The following is an 18,297-nucleotide window of genomic DNA, read 5'->3' on the forward strand; positions in this document are numbered from 1 at the left end:
AAAATGGACGAACAACAAATCATAAACCGCTGGCGGCTGATACTGGGCGAATTTGCCGGGGAGAATCTTCCGCTGAATCCGGAAGATGCCGAAATGGATGCCGCCCTCGGTTTCCTGTACAACCGCGAATATGGCAAAGACCAGGGGATGCGTATCGAAGGACAACGTGGGGGAAGGGGAGCCTCGATGCTGAGTGTCCCTGCCTGGCTGAAGCAGGTGAAACGGCTGTTCCCCCAGAAAACCGTCGAGATTATGCAGAAGCAGGCGCTCGACAAATACAATCTCACCCAGTTGCTTACCGACGAGTCGGTGCTCCGGCAGTTGGAACCCAATATCGGCTTGCTGAAAAATATCCTTGCCTTTCATAATATGATGCCGGACAACGTAAAGAAGTTGGCATATACGATTGTGAACGATGTGGTGAAAGAGATTGAAAAGAAACTGGAGATAAAGGTGAAACGAACCTTTTACGGGCGTAAGCTCCCGATGTCCAATTCCCACTACAAGATATTCCGTAACTTCGATTTCAAGCAGACCATACGCAAGAATCTGAAAAACTACAGCCCCGAATACGGTACGGTTATCCCGGAACGGTTGTTCTTCAACCAGAACGTGCGCCGTTATAATCCGTGGCATATCATTATACTGGTGGACGAAAGCGGAAGTATGACCGACTCGGTTATCTATACCGCTGTTATGGCGTCCATCTTTGCCCGCCTGCCGTTCCTTTCCATCAAGCTGGTTATTTTCGATACCTCCATAGTCGATTTGAGCGAGCATACGGACGACCCGGTCGGTATCCTTATGAAGGTACAGTTGGGAGGAGGAACCGATATACACCGGGCTTTGGAGTATGGGAAGAAACTGATTACCGCGCCCCAGAAAACGATAGTCGTTCTGGTCAGCGACCTGTACGACGGAGCCAGCTATCATTTTATGTACCGCTCGTGCCGGGACATACTCGAAGCCGGTAGCCGGTTGTTTGTGCTGCCTGCCCTCGACTATTCCAGTATGCCCTGTTATGATAAAAATGCAGCCCGTACCCTTGCCAATATGGGAGCGGATGTAGCTGCCATAACCCCTGAAGAATTAGCAGAATGGATCGGAAAAATCATATCATAGCTACCGGGGATTGCCATCTTCTGGCAGAGCAGTTCATCCCTTTTGCTGACGAAGCGTTTCTGGTGACGCTGGCAAACAAAGGACTTTATAAACGTGCCCTGAAAGACCTGGAAGCCGTCGAGCAGATAGACATTGCCGTGTCGGGCGAATGTCTGGAAGTGAAATGGGAAGATGTAATCGTCCGTTTGCTGCCGGATGTGGCACAGAGCGCCTGTAGCTGTCCCTCGAAAACAGTCTGCAAGCATATCCTGATGGCTATCCTTTCGGTGGCGGACTATGCCGCATCGGCAGAAAGCAGTGCGGGAAAAGAGGAAACACAGCCGGAACCGGATGAGGTGTCTCCCGTAGCCGAGCCTTGGAAAGCCTTGAAGGAAGCGGATATAACACAGCTTCGCAAACAAGCCGGGAAGAAATTGTTTGAAGACACGCTCCGGCTGATACAGGATGGCTGGACTGCCGACTTTGTGGAAGGCAATATGCTGGAGGCCACCATCAACACCGAAAACGTAACGGTTTATTTCCCGAAAGAAGACAGCCTGAACCGTGCCGTTTGCAAATGCGGGAGCAGTGGTTTGTGCAAACATAAACTGATAGCCATCCTTTCCTACCTGAGCAATCAGGGAAAACTCTCCGGCTCGTCCGATGAACCGACAGCTCTTTCATTGATAACGGAAGATACCGGACGGTTGCTGGAAGCGGCGGATGCGTTTGTAACGGGAATACTCGATAAAGGTTTAATCAACTGCGGGGAGAATGAGGTTGAAGCGGCCATCCAGTTTTCTGTCAAGATGGAGACTTCCGGGATAGGGAATCTGGCACGCATGTTCCGTTCTCTTTCGTCCGATATCGAGAATATGGCAGGCAAGCATGTCGGATTCAGCCCGCTCACAACCTTTGCCACCTTGTCGCGGTTGCATAATACGATGAGGCTTGTCTTGCGTAACGCACAGAATACGACGCTTATCAGCCGGTTGATAGAAAGTACCCGCTCGGATTACTATACGACTCCGGTCGGGCATTTTACGGCGTTGGGTGGGTATCCGTGGCAAACCCGTTCCGGATATTTCGGTATAACTGCCTATTTCTTTTATCACGAAAAGCAAAGTATCTGTACCTATACCGTCAGTCTGGCGGGGTATTACGAGCAGACGCAGGAACTGATGTCTGCCGAAAACCTGCGGCGGCAGTTTGTAAAGAATGAGCATTGGGGGGACAATTTGTCTTTGTCGGTACTGTCCCGTTCTTCTTTTACGCTTCGTAATTTCAAGATGAACCGGCAGAACCGTCTGTCGTCTTCCGCCCAGACGCTCTGTGAAATAACGGGCACGGTAGACCATGCTTGCATACAATCGTTTTCGGAAATAGCTTCTTTGTTTGACTTGTCGGACGGGGCAGCAGGCAACGGGTACGATTATTTTAGCAAAAGGCAGCCGGAACAGTTGGTGCTTGTTCCTTTCGTGCGTCTGGGCTGGGTAACGTTTAACCGCACGGAACAGAAACTTACCTTTACGATGGAGAAAGAGAATGAAGAACCGGTAGCCGACGGTGTATTGGATTTTAACGAGATGAACGAGCTTGCCATCCGTGTGCTTGAAACGATGGGGAAACATGTCGATTGCAAGCCCCGCTATATGGTTTGCCGTAAGAATGCGGGCGGCTTGGTTCCTGTTTCCATCATAGGGGAGAAGGGGGTAGAGAATTTTTACTTTTAAATAACGCGTATATACAATGATACTGGATAATCTTTTGAAAGAGTTGGAACTCCTTTTGTCGGACATTGCCTTTGCCGGGGTTCGCAATGTATTGCCGGTCACTTTGCAGAAAATGGAAGAACTGAAACATTGGATGAAGGAACTGGGAATGTCCGAAGGCATGCGCCGGATAGACGCTTTCTCCGTTTCTGTCCGCAAATATCAGGCGGGAGAAGGTACGGCGGAAGCGGCGGTGTCCTGTTTATGTGCGTTGGAATGTTATCAGAAGACGGTTTCCGGCTTGCAGAATTTATAGTTGGATAAAAGTATATGACTGTTTATATAAAGACAAAATTTTAGGCACGGATTACACAGATTTCACGGTTTATTTAATATTGTATTTGAAACCGTGAAATCTGTGTAATCCGTGCCTAAAAGAAAGTACCAAAATCTTTTTGACACATCTCCATCTGTCTTTTCTATAATGTAACAGAAATGTAACATCTTTTCTCATTCCAAACTGCGGGTTTTACCTATATTTGCCTCCTTAACTACAAGAAGTAAAAACCCTTTTTCTGCTATGGAATATATTCAGTTTATTATCGATTTTATCATGCACATCGATGTGCATCTGGCTGAGTTGGTGTCGGTGTATGGCGTTTGGATTTATGCAATTCTTTTCCTGATAATCTTTTGCGAGACGGGGTTGGTGGTGACTCCTTTCCTTCCGGGCGACTCCCTGTTGTTTGTTGCCGGTGCGCTGGCGGCTTTGCCGGGCAATCCGATGAATGTGCATTTGATCGTGCTGAGCCTGATTATTGCCGCTATCATAGGGGATGCTTCCAACTATCTGATAGGGAGGTTCTTCGGCGAGAAGCTGTTCAGTAATCCGAAATCGAGGATATTCAAACAAAGTTATCTGGAAAAGACACATCATTTCTATGAGAAGCATGGAGGCAAAACGATTATTATTGCCCGCTTTGTCCCGATAGTACGTACGTTTGCGCCTTTTGTGGCAGGTATGGGACATATGAGCTACCGCCATTTTGCGGCGTTCAATGTGGTAGGGGGGATTTTGTGGGTCGCCTTGTTCTCGTATGCCGGTTTCTTTTTCGGAGGGCTGGATATTGTGCAGAAAAACCTGAAACTGCTGATTGTCCTGATCATCGTTATCTCTATTATTCCTGCGGTTGTCGAGGTATTGCGGAATAAATATGCAACCGTGCGGGTACGGCGGAAGTAGGAAAAAGATACTATTTATATTGTGTTTATTTGCTGAAGCCGTGTCAGAGCCTAATCTGACACGGCTTCAGTGTATAATCTGAGGGTGCTTCAGTGTCCCGTCTGACACCGCTTCAGCGCCTCGTCTGAAGATGCTTCAGATTAGGCGCTGACGTAGCTCCCTTAAGGGGTGGGTTTAGAGTTCTTCCGGTTTGTCGCCGTCGCCGGGTACGGAGAGGAGCAGGGGATATTGATAGGAGCGGGGTTCTTTAACCGTTCCGCCACGTCCGTACTGGGTGGTCGCCTTTACATAGTAGTCGCCTTCCGGCAGGGTATAGGGAACCATGACTACCAATTTTGAAGGTAGGTTGTCTACCAGTACCTCGGCTTTTACGGGTGTTCCATCGGCTGTTGCGGGAATAAAGTAGAAGCCGTTGCTTGCGTTGTCGCCAAAGATACGGAGGTTGGTTCCTTCCACGATAATCGGCATGCCGGTGATAAGGGTTTCCGTACCGTCTACGGCGTTGGTTACCTTGCCGATAACCGGGCCTGTTTTGGCGGCTCCGTTGATAACGACTGTCGTTTGTTTGAGTTTGTCGCGTAGGGTTTTGCCGGATGTGTAGCTTACGGTTAATGTGTGTTTCTGCGGGTCGAAGTTTTCAGTTTCACCGTCGAAGCCTCCCTTTATCTGGGGGATATATTGCCCTACGCCGTCCACCACGCACTTTCCTTCGGCGATGGCGATGGATTTCTCCTCATCTGCCATACGGAGGATGTTCTCAATGGTTTCCGGACGGTATTCGGTACGTTTCTTCACGATACGACTTGCAATATCTGCATTGCGTACTGTCCCTGTAATTTTGGGCTTGGCGCTGAAATCGCCTTCTTTCTCGGTAAGCGGATTGTCGTACAAGTCCGCGTATAAAAGTAAATCAGACATAATATAAGATGTTTATTTGTGCCTGCTGCCGGAAAATGGGCAGCAGGCAGGTTGTATTATTTTTAGCATCGAATCAATCGAATGCGGTCGGCAATCGCAGATCAGCCTTAGCTAATTCGCCGACCTTTTTATTCTTGGAGACACCTAACCGAGAACCCGCTCGCCCTGAGGCCGGTGGCCTGGCCGAACGTAGCACTGCCGAAGTTCACGCTACGGGCGTACGTACTACTGGACGGCACTGACGACGACCAGTAGTAGCCGTAGGAACCCTGACCGTAGGACGAACCGTCATTGCCGTTCCGATAGCCCGCAGCAGGCAACAGTAACTGAAGACTGTTCGCTGCACTTATTTTCAGGATATTATTACTATAACTTTTACCGGTACTGGAATTATCAGCACCGATAGCTACCCATTCAGCCATAGTAGGAACACGCCAACCGGCAGGGCAAGGATCAGAAGGAGTTTTACGGGCTGTCTTGGTGGCATCGACTGCAGAATTGGCTACCTCATCGAGATTCCATAACTGCTGATACCAAGCATCAGCAACCATACTACTGCTTGACGGGTTATCCTTTCCATCTTCAAAACGTAACCAGTTACCTTGGGTATTAGGGGAAGAACTACTATATACGATAAACTTTTTATTCCAAGGGCTCATATCGGCAAGGGCGCCCTCACCAGTTGGGAAACCTAACGGGTCAGTTTTACCGTCAAACTTTTCCTCATTGGTGATATCGCTATTGTTGGTATTTGTGAATCCATATTGACGCCCCCACTGGAATAATAGACCGCAAGTTGCTGTAATATCATTTGTGCCACCGGCTGTTGAAGATGCAGACGGAACAGTGGTAGGTATCTCGGTAGCACCCAAATTAACAGGAGACCAATAATACGTTTTACCGTCTTTTCCCGTCATTTGGATGGCGGTATAACGTTTCGTATCGCTTACAGGATAAGTGACCGTATTGGCACTACGGTAAAAGTCATATTCTTTTACTGTGGTACTTCCGCTTTGAATATTGAGCACAGCTTTGTTCGCCTGATAAAGCTTATCATCACCGTTACAAGCGCTAACTTCTGCTTTCACATCATAAACGCGCCGGTTATTGCCAACTGTAGGGGTTGCCACTTCGGTTGTAAACCAGGATAAATCACCACCAAAAGCAACATCACCCGATGTTTGGACAGAAGGAGAAAACAAAGAAGCGACTTTTACCGTCACTGTTCCACCGGCTGTTCCTATTCGCAAGGCGCTGCGGCTGCCGATTGTTTTGGATTCAAAATCAGAGATTGTACAAGAAGGAGTAAATGAGGGTTCATCTTCTATCGACAGGGTTACTGGCAATTCTTTCAATGCATCCAGTTTATGTTGGAACTTAAAGGTTACCTCGCCCGGATTGGCAGTCGGGAAGCCGTCTTTATCCACTTTCACTTCAAACTTATACGTATCTTCATCATTGCTGCTTTCCGTTTTATCCACGGTCATCCATTCGGGGAAATCAGCCAGTTTGCTGCCACCCTGACAATTGACGGTAAGCGTTACGGAAGGTGTTGCAACAGAGGATGTTGCTTTCAAGGTCAGTTTGTTATCTGCAAAACTACTGCCGGTAGAAGGTGTGCCGGATAGGCTCAGTTCAGGTGTAAAAGATAGTGCTTCGACAAGCAGCGTATTGCTCTTTCCGGTAGCGTCATCGATAAAACGGATGATTCCCCGTGGATAAATGCCTCCGGTATAATCCGCCTTTATGGAGATAATATACTTATGTTCCGTGCCGGAGATGGTCGAAGCGGTTACAGCCTTTGTTGCCGGGTCTTCTTTTACTTCCAGCCAGTCGCAGTTCTTATTGTTTCCGGCATAACGGATGGCGCAAGACATGGTAGAGTTGGCGGTTGTTGAAAGGGAAAACTTGCTGCCATCGGCAAGAAGCATTGTTACCGTTTTGTTAGTTTCATCAAAAGTCGTTGCGGCGTTTGCTATCCCGTCCGGGTCGAAAGTGAAGTCACCGGAACCGGCAGTCGGGTCGAGGCCGTCTATTTCGCCGCCTTCATCCCATTCGGCAACATCCAGTGTGAAGTCCAAGTGGTATTCATCCGCTTTGGTAATGCCTATGGCGTACCGGTGGTTGTTGTTTATTTCAAGTGCAACCGAGCCGCCGTCGGCTGTGGGCTGTTCAAAAGGTATCCGGTAGGTTACGTCTTTCGTCTCTGTCAGGTTTACCTGATACGTTCCTTTCAGTATCAGGTAACCTTTATCTGCCGAAGGGCTTGGATAGCTGTAGAAAGCAGATACTTGCAGGCCTTCATTGGCTTTGTCGCCTTCAAAATCCCGTGCAGGATAAGTTATCAAATCATCATCCGCCGCAGGAGACATGCCATACACTTTGACAGGGAAGAAAGAAACTCCCTTTCGTCCGTTACCCATCGAGATGGATTCCAGATGGAATTTGGAATCAGTCTCCACATTGCTCACATCAAAGCGGGCCATTGTACGTGTCAGTTTAAATCCGGTTTGTACGCGTGCGGAAGAACCGAAGTCGGTCAGGTCGATGGGAACGGTTTGCGAACCGACCATCGGAAGGGGGAGGTTCAATGCCGTGCCTGTCGCTGAAAGCAACGGGGAATGGAGCTTTTGAAAGTCTGTTTCAGAAGGTGTCCCTTCGACAAGGTTCCCGGTTTCCATCGTGTATTCGAGTGGCTGGAAGTAAGCGTCTTCTACTTTATCGCCTGCCGTATTCACCAGTTCGGTCTGGTTGGCAAGGCAGTAAAGGCGTACGAACATGCCTTTTTGGAGTTCAAGCAGGGCGGTGGTGGTAGCGTCGTCCGTACCGACAGCGAGGTTCAGTTTATTGGCTCCTGCCGGCAGAGCTACTCCTTCCGGGCGGTAGGCGAAGCGTTCGCGGTAGGTGTAAGTGCCTGCCTCGTCCGTAGAAGCGAACACATAAATGTCCAGTGTGGAGATTGCGTTTTCTTCTTTGGTGGCAATGGGGGCATCTGCTTTTGTTTCCGATTTGGTTGTGGCCACTGTAAGTTTGTTCTTAAAGGAAAGAAGCACTTCGCGTTTGTTTGCATTGCCGGTTCCGTCTACCGGGGTACGGTCTGTCTTGTCGGACTCAGCCGTACAGGAAAAAGCAAGCAGCACGGCGGCAAGCAGATATGCACTTGCCGCAAGTGCCTGTAGAGGCCTGCATGAGGGACATAGACCTTGTAGTTTTGTTTTCATATTCATAGATATTTAATTGTTTATGTTTGTTATTACCCTATTCTTATATCTTTAATCCGCGTGTTTCGCGTAATCCGCGTCAAAAACAGATTCGCCTCTGATAATTATCCAATAGGCTTTCAAAAGATATAATTCCGAGTCCATCAAAGACTACGTTAAAAATTAGAATATCTTAATAATTTTCATGCCTTGAAAGTTGTTGAGATTCATATATCCTCACGATTTCGAGGGTTTTCTATAAGCAATAAGCCTTAATAATCAAAGGATTATGGTATTAATATGTAGTAATATCTTTATATATTTGCCAAATATTAACGTAGTCTTTGATGGACTCGCTATTCTATTTTTAGCAGATTATAAGAAGGAGGGAGCTTTTTTCATTGCTTATTTATTATTTCTCTTTTGGGCAGTGGCTTTCCTTTATTTTTGGTAGGGGCAAAAAAATAGCCTAAAGCTTTCTTATCACTTTAGGCTATCCATCGTATTAATTGATATTTAAAACAAACTAATCAGCAAAGCTATATTCAATAATGTAACCAACGCCCCCAATACAACCAGCAGGATTGTAGTGGAACGGCTATTTACATACTTGCCCATAACCTTTTTACTGGATGTCAGGTAAACCTGGCTGAATACCGTAATCGGCAACTGGACGCTTAAGAGCATCTGCGATAGAATCAAGCCTTTGAACGGGTCGTCTACCAGAAAGATAATAAGCAATGCCGGAACGAAAGACAATATCACACCCAGTTTGGAGTGCAAGTCTTTATGGTTGTATGCTTCTCCGTAGAACCCCGCGAAAATGGAAGCCCCTGCAATACCGGAAGTAATGGTGGATGAAACACCGGCAAGCAACAACGCTGCTGCAAATATCACTCCGGCATTATTCCCTACCAACGGAACCAGCAGTTGCTGTGCCTGGTCCAGCTCGTCCACTTTGATATTCTGCTTGAAGAACGTGGAGGCTGCCAGTATAATCATGGCGGAATTGATAGCCCATCCGATTACCATCGAAAGCAACGTATCGTAAAACTCATATTTCAATTGCTTCTTGATAATCGTTTCATCTTCCAGGTTCCATTCGCGGCTCTGGATAACCTCCGAATGCAGGAACAGGTTGTGGGGCATCACGACAGCCCCCAGCACACTCATGATAATCAACATGGAGTTTTCGGGAAAAGAAGGTTTCACCCATCCCTGGATAGCCGCTCCCCATTCCACATCTACCAGTGCCAGTTCATACAGGAAAGAAAGCCCGATAATGGAGACGAACATAATAATCCAGCGTTCTATCTTGCTGTAAGTATTCGTGAACAACATGCCGAGGCATACTACTGTAACGATTATCGAACCCACCTTGATAGGCATACCGAACAGCATACGCAGGGCAATGGCTCCACCCAGTATCTCCGCCAGCGAAGTGGAAATACTGGCAAACATCGCCGACCCCAATATCGGGCGGCTTAGTATGCGGGGCATATACTTATTCGTAGCTTCCGAAAGGCATAGCCCGGTAACAATCCCGAGGTGCGCCACATTGTGCTGGATAATAATCAGCATAATGGACGAAAAGGTAACTACCCACAACAGGGCATAACCAAATTCCGAACCGGCCGCCAGATTGGTAGCCCAGTTTCCCGGATCGATAAAACCTACGGTTACTAATAATCCCGGACCGATATATTTAAGCAAATCCAGCCCTCCTGAACGCGGACGGTGGTTTATTTTGAGTTTGTCGAGTAAATTCATATGTTCAGTTGACAGTTCACGATTGATGATTGACAGTTAATAGTTGTTTTAATAACGATACAAAGATATGGATTGTTCAAAGAAAAAGAAACTTTGGAAGATTGATAATCCCTATCACCCCATAAATCCCCCTTCTTCTTTAACTGTCACCTGTCAATTGTCAACTTGCTTACGTGAACGTCAGTATAAATGTAGTCTTTTTCGCCGCCGGTGCGCTTTTCAGGGCAATGCTTCCGCCGGACAGGCGCATGATTTGGCGGGAAATAGAAAGCCCGATGCCGCTTCCGCCTTCTTTGGTGGTGAAGAAAGGAACGAAGATATGTTCCGCCTCTTCGGGTGGGATAACAGGGCCGTTGTTGCTGACCTCTATCAGAACGGCTTCGTCTTCGTTGCAATAGGCCTTTATTTCGATAAGCCCGTCGGTTTGTTCGCTGCCGATGGCTTGCATGGCATTTTTCAGCAGGTTCAATACCACTTGGGATATCAGGTTCTCATCGGCATACACAATCAGGTCTTCCGGTTCGACATGTATGCTGAACGTGATGTTCGGGAAGTTGTTGTGGTGACGTGCCAGTTGTGCCATGCGTTCCACAAACTTATGCACATAGAACAGCGAAGGTTCCGGGGTAGGGATATGGGTAAACTTGCGGTAGGATTTCACGAAGGAAATCAAACTCTTTCCGGTGGTGCTGATTACTTCCAGCCCGTTGCGTATTTCGCTGTCTGCATCTTCGTGCATGGATAGCAGTGTGTCGCTGAGGGAAGTGATGGGAGTGACCGAGTTCATGATTTCGTGTGTCAACACACGGGTCAGGCGTATCCACGAGTCGATTTCCTTTTCATCCAACTCACTGTTTATATCGTTGATGGCAAGGATACGGACATGTTTCTCCTGCAAGGTCATTTCCGATACGCGGATGGAAAGATGTACGTTTCCTCGCTCGTTTGTAAAAGAAACCTGCTGTTTGGTGCCCGGTTGGATGTTGGTAATCATTTGTTCCAGTCCGTCGTCGATACGCCCTAATTGGCGGACATTGGTGAATACCGTCATGCCGAGTAAGCGAAGCGCTTCGTTGTTGGTTTGGAAGATAGTCCCTTTGTCGTCGAGAACGATGATCCCCGTATTGACGGAGTTCATAATCAGCTCGTAGTATTTCTCTTTCTGTACGGCGTCGGCTTTTGCCTGAAACAGGATTTGTGTGATACGGTTCAACGATTCGCTTACCATCTTGTCGTTGGACGAGCGTCCGCGTGTGGCATAGCGGAAAGCGTAATCGCTGTTGTCGATGGCATCGAACATAAATGCTACTTTCTGGGCATACCGTTTGTCGGAAAGCAACATCAACCGCAGGTAAAATAGCCAGAAGCCACAGGTCGGAACGAAACATACCCAATTTTGTTTCATGGCGAAACAGGTGCCGAGTATGGTCAATCCGATAAAGATGACGAAACGGAAGATGAAGTTATGGTACAACCCTTTCAGCATAGTTCGCAGTTATAACCCGTAACGTTTGATCTTATTATATAATGTCTGCCGGGATACGCCCAACTGGCTGGCAACTAAAGAAAGGTTGCCGCCGCATTTATCCATTGCATTCTTAATCATGTTGTATTCCATCTCTTCCAGCGTGGTGATTTCCTTTTCAAGAGTATTCTTCTGTTTGGGAAAATCGAAGTCGGAGGCTTCCAGCACATCCCCTTCGGAGATGATAACGGCTTTTTCTATGGTATGTTCCAGCTCGCGGATATTTCCGTACCAAGGTTGTTCTTTCAACTTCTCCTGTGCATCGTTGCTGAGGCTGATTGCTTTTTTACCATAGATATTGGCATATTTGGATAGGAATATCTCTGTGAGCGGTACAATATCTTCCGGACGTTCCCGCAGGGCGGGTATCTTTACATGGATGGTATTGATACGGTAAAGCAAGTCCTCGCGGAACTGTTCTTTCCAGACCATATCCTGTAAATCGCGGTTGGTCGCACATATCAGGCGGATGTTGATAGGAATGGGTTTGTTGCTTCCTACACGGACGATGCTGCGCCGTTGTAAGGCGGTGAGCAGTTTCGCCTGTAGGTGATAGGAGAGGTTTCCTATCTCGTCAAGGAAAAGGCTGCCGTTGTTGGCTACTTCAAACTTACCCGGCCGGTCGGCACGTGCATCGGTAAAGGCTCCCTTCACGTGACCGAACAGTTCACTCTCGAACAAAGTCTCGGTGATTGCTCCCATATCGACAGGGACCATAGCCTCTTTCTTGCGGGTAGACAGCAGATGGATTTCGCGTGCCAGCATTTCTTTACCTGTACCGTTCTCTCCGGTAATCAAGATATTAGCATCTGTTTTAGCAACCTTCTCTATCAGTATCCGGAGTTGCTGCATGGCACTGCTTTCTCCCCAGAACATGCCGCTCTCTTTGGAAATAACCTGCTTCTGCTGTTCCATAGACGAGCCTTTGCGCTTAGCGGCGCGTATGTTGTATGCGGATTGCAATGTCTCCAGCAGTTTTGCATTATTCCAGGGTTTCACGATGAAATCGGTTGCTCCTTCCTTGATGCCCCGTATTGCCAAATCAATGTCTGCATAAGCGGTAAAAAGGACTACCTGTACGGATGGGTCTTCCTTCTTTATTTCAGCCAGCCAGAACAGGCCTTCGTTCCCGGTGTTGATACCGGCGCTGAAATTCATATCCAGAAGGACAACGTCTACGGTTTCGTCGTGAAGTATTGTTTTTATCTTATTGGGGGTGGAGATGGTGATTACCTTCTCGAAACAGGTGCCTACCAACATCTGTACAGCGGTAAGAATCCCTTTGTTATCGTCTACTACCAGTATGGTACCTTGTTTTGCCATTTGTTATTTGAATCTGAAAAGAATGTTGCAAAGATACATGATAGGATGGTAAATAGGGCACATTTGCGATACAAAAACTGTATTTTTTATATCTTTGCGCTTCCCTGAATAATAAACTTGATAAACTTGAACAATGAAAAATAAAATACTGCTGGGTGGCATTTTATTATTTGGCTTTATCTGTCCTGAGATACAGGCGCAACAAATAACTCGTTTAGCAGAGCTGGTGGCAGTGCAGGATACAGTTTCCCCTTCCGATACTCTTCAATCCCCGTTGAAAAGGAAAAATAAGGTATTTGCCTATCTGAATCGTTTGTTTCATGGAAATGTAGACCGTACTTTTGAGCGTAAGTTCGATATGAATTTGGTGGCGGCACCTTCCTATACCCGTGAGGCGAGTTTCGGACTGGGTGCTATCATGACCGGGCTTTACCGGTTGGACCGTTCCGATTCCATTATGCAGCCATCCGATATATCTATTGCTGCCAACGCATCTCTTCTGGGCTTTTATTCGATAGTGGCGAAAGGAAATAATCTTTTTAAGGGGAACAGAGCTCGTCTGTCCTATAAAGTGGCATTTACAAACAAGCCTCTGAATTTCTGGGGAATTACGTATGATGATTGTGCCGTCAACCCTAAAAGCAAATATACCCGTAAACAGATAAAGTGGGATATCGATTATGTATATAGGCTCACAAAAGAATTTTATATCGGGACTACCTCTACATTAAATTATGCGGATGTGTCCAAAATAGAGAATCCTGATTATCTGTTGGGACAGAACCGGACTTATTTTTTTGCTGGGCTGGGTGTCCTTTTGCAGTATGATACAAGGGATTTTATTCCTAATCCGCAGCGTGGGGTATATCTGATGCTGAAGGAAGTGTTTTATCCTGATTTCTTTGCAACTTTCAACCGGAACCTGTTTGCTACGACTGTTATATTTGATGTCTATCAGAAAGCATGGGAAGGAAGTGTGATTGCTGCGGATATTTACGGGCAGTTTAATAATAAGGATTTACCCTGGCCGCTAAGGGAAGAGCTGGGTACGGGTGGGTTCCGTATGCGTGGATACTATGGCGGGCGGTATATCGACAATAACCAGATCGCTTGCCAGGTGGAATTGCGCCAGCATATAGCCGGACGTTTCGGTTGTGTGGTCTGGGGTGGAGCAGGAACGGTATTCCCTACATTGAAGAAATTCGACTGGGCACATATTCTCCCTAATTATGGTTTAGGACTCCGCTTTGAATTTAAACATAATGTAAATGTGCGTGTCGATTATGGTTTCGGCAAAGGAACGAGTGGGTTTGTGTTTAATTTCGGGGAAGCATTTTGACTGTCAACTATTTTTACATCAGTGTCTAATTTTTTGACACAGGTGGCTTTGGAGTATTCTGTTTAATGTATTGCTTTATAGTGTTTTATCTGTTTTGGCACGCTCTTTGCATTTTATAGGGTAGAAAATAATATAGCAATGAAACAAATAGTACTAACAACAGTTCTTTCTATTAGCCTGGCAATGCCGGGTATGGCACAGGAAAAAAACTGGGACATGAATGATTGTATGCGGTATGCCGTTGAAAACAGTCCGAAAGTAAGGCAGCAGATATATACCAATAATACGTATAAAGCCGAGCATCAATCTGCCATCGCCTCTTTCCTGCCGTCTATTTCGACTTCAGTAGATGCACAATACCGTTATGGTCGTTCCGTAGACCCTAAGACAAATACTTATACCAATACCTCTACATTTAATAATGGGTACGGTGCTTCTTTAAGTATTCCTTTATTCCAGGGAGGAGAACTGATTAACCAGTGGAGACTGGCAAATGTGAACCGCCATATGGGTAGAAATGATTTGCGGAAACAAAAGGATGACCTTGCTATTAATGTGATGTCTGCGTATGTAGATGTTCTTTATTATCAGGGAACCGTGAAGATGTCCGTTGAAAAACTGGAAGAAAGCCGCCGTACTTTATATAAAGCCCAGCGCCAGGAAGAACTGGGCTTGAAAGGCAAAGCGGATGTGGCACAGTTGGAAGCCCAGGTTGCAACCGACGATTATAACCTGACCCATCAGCAAAATCTGTACAATACAGCAATGATGACTTTGAAAAATGCAATGAATTTTCCTACCGACTCTGTTTTATCAGTCGATACAATTGTACCGGTTAATGAGTATGTATTCTTTGACGAATCGGTAAGCGATATATATGAACGGGCATTGGATAATGACCCTACCGCTTTGCAAGCCGCTTTCCAATATAAGGCAAAACGAATCAGCTATCAGATGACAAAAGGAAGGTTGCTTCCGAGTATCTCGTTCCAGGCAGGTATTTCTACCAGCTATTTCAAAGATTTGAAAACAGGTGATGAGACTACTCCATTCCGCGAACAGTTCAAGAATAACCGGGGTGAATATCTGTATTTCAATTTAAGTTTTCCGTTGTTTGATGGTTTGAGTCGTATAACCAACGTGCGCCGTGCCCGTAATAATATGCGGATTGCTTATGAGCAACAGACGGAAGTGAACCGCCAGTTACAGATGGATATAGAGCGTGCAATCCTGGATCGTGAAGGCTATGCGAAAGAAGCGATCCAGATGGAAAAGAAAGTAAAAGCGGAAACACTCTCTTATATGGTTACGCTCCGTAAGTTTGAGGAGGGATTGATGAGCCCGCTGGATTTGCAGACCAGCGCTAATACGTTGCTTACTTCTAAGGCTGATTTACTGCAAAAGAAATTATTATATATCATAAAATGCCGCCAGGTGGATTACTATAAAGGGCAACCACTGATTTCGGAATAACAGGTTTACTCAATTAGCAAATAATAAAAACAGATAATCATGGATATACAATTAGAAAAAAAGAAAGGGATTCAGAAAAAGCATATTCCTTATATCGCAGGCGGAGCTTTTATTCTCATCTTGGTTGGATGGATTATTTTCGGAGACCATGCATCGACCCTGAAAATAGATGCGCGTGGTATCAATATCGGCAATGTGACTAAGGAACAGTTTAATGATTTTGTACGTGTAGACGGACAGGTTCAACCTATTACGGTAGTACAGCTTAGCCCGGAAGAGGGAGGTATCGTACAGGAAAGGGTAGTGGAAGAAGGTGCACAGGTGAAAAAGGGTGACATCATCGTACGTCTCTCCAATTCGAACCTCGATTTACAGATATTGGATGCAGAAGCTCAGTTGGCTGAAAAACAGAATTTCCTGCGTAATACACAGGTGACAATGGAACAAGACCGCTTGAGCAATATGACGGAGCGTTTACAACTGGATGCCGATATGACCCGCTTCCGTCGTGCTTATAACCAGCAGAAACGTTTGTATGAAGAAAACCTGATTGCCAAGGAAGAGTATCTGAAAGCGAAAGAAGACTATGAACTGGCAAGTAACAAATATGACCTGGTGGTTGAACGTCTGCGTCAGGATTCTATTTCCCGCACCATCCAGATGGACGAAATGGAAACCAGTTTGGCAAATATGCGTCGTAATATCCAGTTGGTTCATGAGCGTAAGGAACATTTGAATATCCGTTCACAGATTAATGGCGAGCTGGGTTTACTGGATGTCGTATTGGGACAAAATGTGTCTCCGGGACAGAAAATAGGCCAGATAAACGACCTTTCCGATTACAAGATTGAAGCGATGATAGATGAACATTATATCGACCGTGTAAAACAGGGTTTGAGTGCAACCTTCGACCGCCAGGGAACAAACTTTGCCCTTACCGTGCGTAAAGTATATCCGGAAGTTCGTGAAGGTAAGTTCCGTACCGATTTCGTCTTTACCGGCGAACGTCCCGATAATATCCGTAGCGGACAGACCTACTACATCAACTTGGAACTGGGGCAACCTACCGAAAGCGTAATCATTCCTCGCGGAACTTTCTTCCAAAGCACAGGTGGAAACTGGATATTTGTTCTTGATAAGGATGGCAAGAAGGCTTATCGCCGTAAAATCCGTATCGGACGCCAGAACCCGCAGTATTACGAAGTTGTGGAAGGTCTTGAACCGGGCGAAAAAGTGATCGTTTCCAGCTACGAAAGCTATAAGGATAACGAAGTATTGGTTTTGGAATAAATAAGATATAGTATATTCTTTCCTGATTGTCGGGAGAATTTATAATAAAGCATGTATGTTTTGCGTTTAAAACATACATGCTTTATTTTATTTGAACCTTATCCATATGTTCATTCGGATGGGAAGGAGTGTACTGATATATTTATACTAAAACAATAGAAAAATGGAGATTCAAAACCAAATCTTTAATTATGCAGCTTTACTTAAACAGGTAAAGGCGCGGGTTACACTTGCACAGAAAAAAGCTATCTATGCAGCCAATGAGGAAATGCTTTCCATGTATTGGGATATAGGTAAACTTCTGTATGAAAGCCAGCAACAAATCGGTTGGGGAAACAATGCACTTGAACAACTATCTAATGACCTAAAGAACGATTATCCGAAAGTAAAAGGTTTTTCTTCCCGTAATTGCAGGTGCATGGTTCAGTTCTACAAAGAATATAATCAGGAACTTACAATTTGGCAACGGCCCGTTGCCAAATTAGGTGTATCTGATATTATCCTTCCAATAAAGCAATTAAGCTGGTCACATAATATTGCTTTAGTGCAGAAGGTTAAAGATTTGAAAGCTCGTTATTGGTATATGATTCAGAGCATAAAAAGCGGATGGACTCGTGATTTTCTGATTGAAGCCATTAATCAGGATTATTATCATAGATATGGAGCATTGGCAAATAACTTTGATGCTACCCTTCCTGAAATACAAGCTAAGCAGGTAAAAGAAACCCTAAAAGATCCTTATATATTTGATATGTTGACTTTCACCGACGAATATGACGAACGGGATGTAGAATTAGGTTTGGTTAAGCATATAGAAAAATTTCTTCTCCAAATGGGTGCTGGTTTTGCTTTTATGGGTAGGCAATATCACATAGAAGTATCAGGTAAGGATTTTTATATTGATATTCTTATGTATGATGCTTTTCTGCACCGTTATTTAGTTGTGGAATTGAAAAAAGGAGAGTTTCAACCGGAATATATAGGTAAACTCAATTTTTATTGTTCGGCAGTAGACGATATTCTTTGCCGAAAAGGAGATAATCAAACAGTTGGATTATTACTCTGTCAAAATAAAGATCGCATTATGGCTGAATATGCTTTGCGTGATGTACACAAGCCAATAGGTATTTCTGATTATGAATTAGGGGCATTATTCTCTGATAAGGACAAATTTGGTCTTCCTTCCATTGAAGAACTGGAAAATAAGCTTAGTCAGGATTTACAGAAAAACAATAAGAGTATAATTTAATAGTAATAATAGATAGACTATATTAATCGTACCCTTTCTTTATTTTTGTTGAAATAAATTGTGTGTCTAATTATTATACAATCTTGTCAAATAATTAGACACCTGATTTTTTTAGGGGTAAGGTTAATTTGTTGGGCTTTAGTGAATAAGGTGC

General features: G+C 45.3%; 13 protein-coding genes. 8 read left to right on the top strand and 5 right to left on the bottom strand.

Annotated elements, in window-relative coordinates; all coding sequences use genetic code 11:
- The first annotated feature begins 3 nt into the window (after positions 1 to 3).
- The 4 genes from ACGE0T_RS06555 (at position 4) to ACGE0T_RS06570 (ending at position 4,056) form a co-directional block, all read left to right on the top strand.
- Positions 4 to 1,122 carry a VWA domain-containing protein gene (locus ACGE0T_RS06555; RefSeq protein WP_459189731.1) on the top strand — a complete coding sequence of 373 codons (1,119 nt, stop codon included), beginning with the start codon at positions 4 to 6 and terminating at the stop codon, positions 1,120 to 1,122.
- A complete protein-coding gene (locus ACGE0T_RS06560; protein ID WP_459189732.1) occupies positions 1,098 to 2,834 on the top strand; it encodes an SWIM zinc finger family protein in 1,737 nt (578 codons plus the stop codon). The genes ACGE0T_RS06555 and ACGE0T_RS06560 overlap by 25 nt, the downstream gene beginning before the upstream one ends.
- A gap of 16 nt (positions 2,835 to 2,850) precedes the next feature.
- Positions 2,851 to 3,129 (top strand): hypothetical protein, encoded by a 279-nt coding sequence (locus ACGE0T_RS06565; RefSeq protein ID WP_459189733.1) that lies wholly within the window; start codon positions 2,851 to 2,853, stop codon positions 3,127 to 3,129.
- A 273-nt stretch (positions 3,130 to 3,402) separates the two neighbouring features.
- A complete protein-coding gene (locus tag ACGE0T_RS06570) occupies positions 3,403 to 4,056 on the top strand; it encodes a DedA family protein (protein ID WP_459190429.1) in 654 nt (217 codons plus the stop codon).
- 174 nt (positions 4,057 to 4,230) lie between these two features.
- On the opposite strand, the gene ACGE0T_RS06575 is transcribed toward ACGE0T_RS06570, so the two are convergent.
- The 5 genes from ACGE0T_RS06575 to ACGE0T_RS06595 all read right to left on the bottom strand — a co-directional run bounded on the left by ACGE0T_RS06575 (position 4,231) and on the right by ACGE0T_RS06595 (position 12,792).
- Positions 4,231 to 4,974 (bottom strand): DNA-binding domain-containing protein, encoded by a 744-nt coding sequence (locus tag ACGE0T_RS06575; protein ID WP_459189734.1) that lies wholly within the window; start codon positions 4,972 to 4,974, stop codon positions 4,231 to 4,233.
- A gap of 128 nt (positions 4,975 to 5,102) precedes the next feature.
- Positions 5,103 to 8,195 (bottom strand): FISUMP domain-containing protein, encoded by a 3,093-nt coding sequence (locus tag ACGE0T_RS06580; protein ID WP_459189735.1) that lies wholly within the window; start codon positions 8,193 to 8,195, stop codon positions 5,103 to 5,105.
- A gap of 495 nt (positions 8,196 to 8,690) precedes the next feature.
- Positions 8,691 to 9,944 (bottom strand): Nramp family divalent metal transporter, encoded by a 1,254-nt coding sequence (locus ACGE0T_RS06585; RefSeq protein ID WP_459189736.1) that lies wholly within the window; start codon positions 9,942 to 9,944, stop codon positions 8,691 to 8,693.
- 169 nt (positions 9,945 to 10,113) lie between these two features.
- On the bottom strand, positions 10,114 to 11,430 hold the full coding sequence (locus ACGE0T_RS06590; RefSeq protein WP_459189737.1) for a sensor histidine kinase: 1,317 nt from the start codon (positions 11,428 to 11,430) through the stop codon (positions 10,114 to 10,116).
- 9 nt (positions 11,431 to 11,439) lie between these two features.
- Entirely contained in the window at positions 11,440 to 12,792 is a 1,353-nt protein-coding gene (locus tag ACGE0T_RS06595; RefSeq protein WP_459189738.1) for a sigma-54-dependent transcriptional regulator, read from the bottom strand.
- A gap of 133 nt (positions 12,793 to 12,925) precedes the next feature.
- On the opposite strand from ACGE0T_RS06595, the gene ACGE0T_RS06600 reads away from it, so the two are divergent.
- From ACGE0T_RS06600 to ACGE0T_RS06615, 4 genes are all read left to right on the top strand, one after another.
- Positions 12,926 to 14,131, top strand: coding sequence for a BamA/TamA family outer membrane protein (locus ACGE0T_RS06600; RefSeq protein WP_459189739.1), 1,206 nt, complete (start codon positions 12,926 to 12,928; stop codon positions 14,129 to 14,131).
- Between the two features lie 138 nt (positions 14,132 to 14,269).
- A complete protein-coding gene (locus tag ACGE0T_RS06605) occupies positions 14,270 to 15,604 on the top strand; it encodes a TolC family protein (RefSeq protein ID WP_459189740.1) in 1,335 nt (444 codons plus the stop codon).
- 39 nt (positions 15,605 to 15,643) lie between these two features.
- Entirely contained in the window at positions 15,644 to 16,894 is a 1,251-nt protein-coding gene (locus tag ACGE0T_RS06610) for an efflux RND transporter periplasmic adaptor subunit (RefSeq protein WP_459189741.1), read from the top strand.
- A gap of 163 nt (positions 16,895 to 17,057) precedes the next feature.
- Positions 17,058 to 18,143, top strand: coding sequence for a PDDEXK nuclease domain-containing protein (locus ACGE0T_RS06615; RefSeq protein WP_459189742.1), 1,086 nt, complete (start codon positions 17,058 to 17,060; stop codon positions 18,141 to 18,143).
- The last annotated feature ends 154 nt before the right edge of the window (positions 18,144 to 18,297 follow it).

This window comes from Parabacteroides sp. APC149_11_2_Y6 (genome assembly GCF_054506995.1).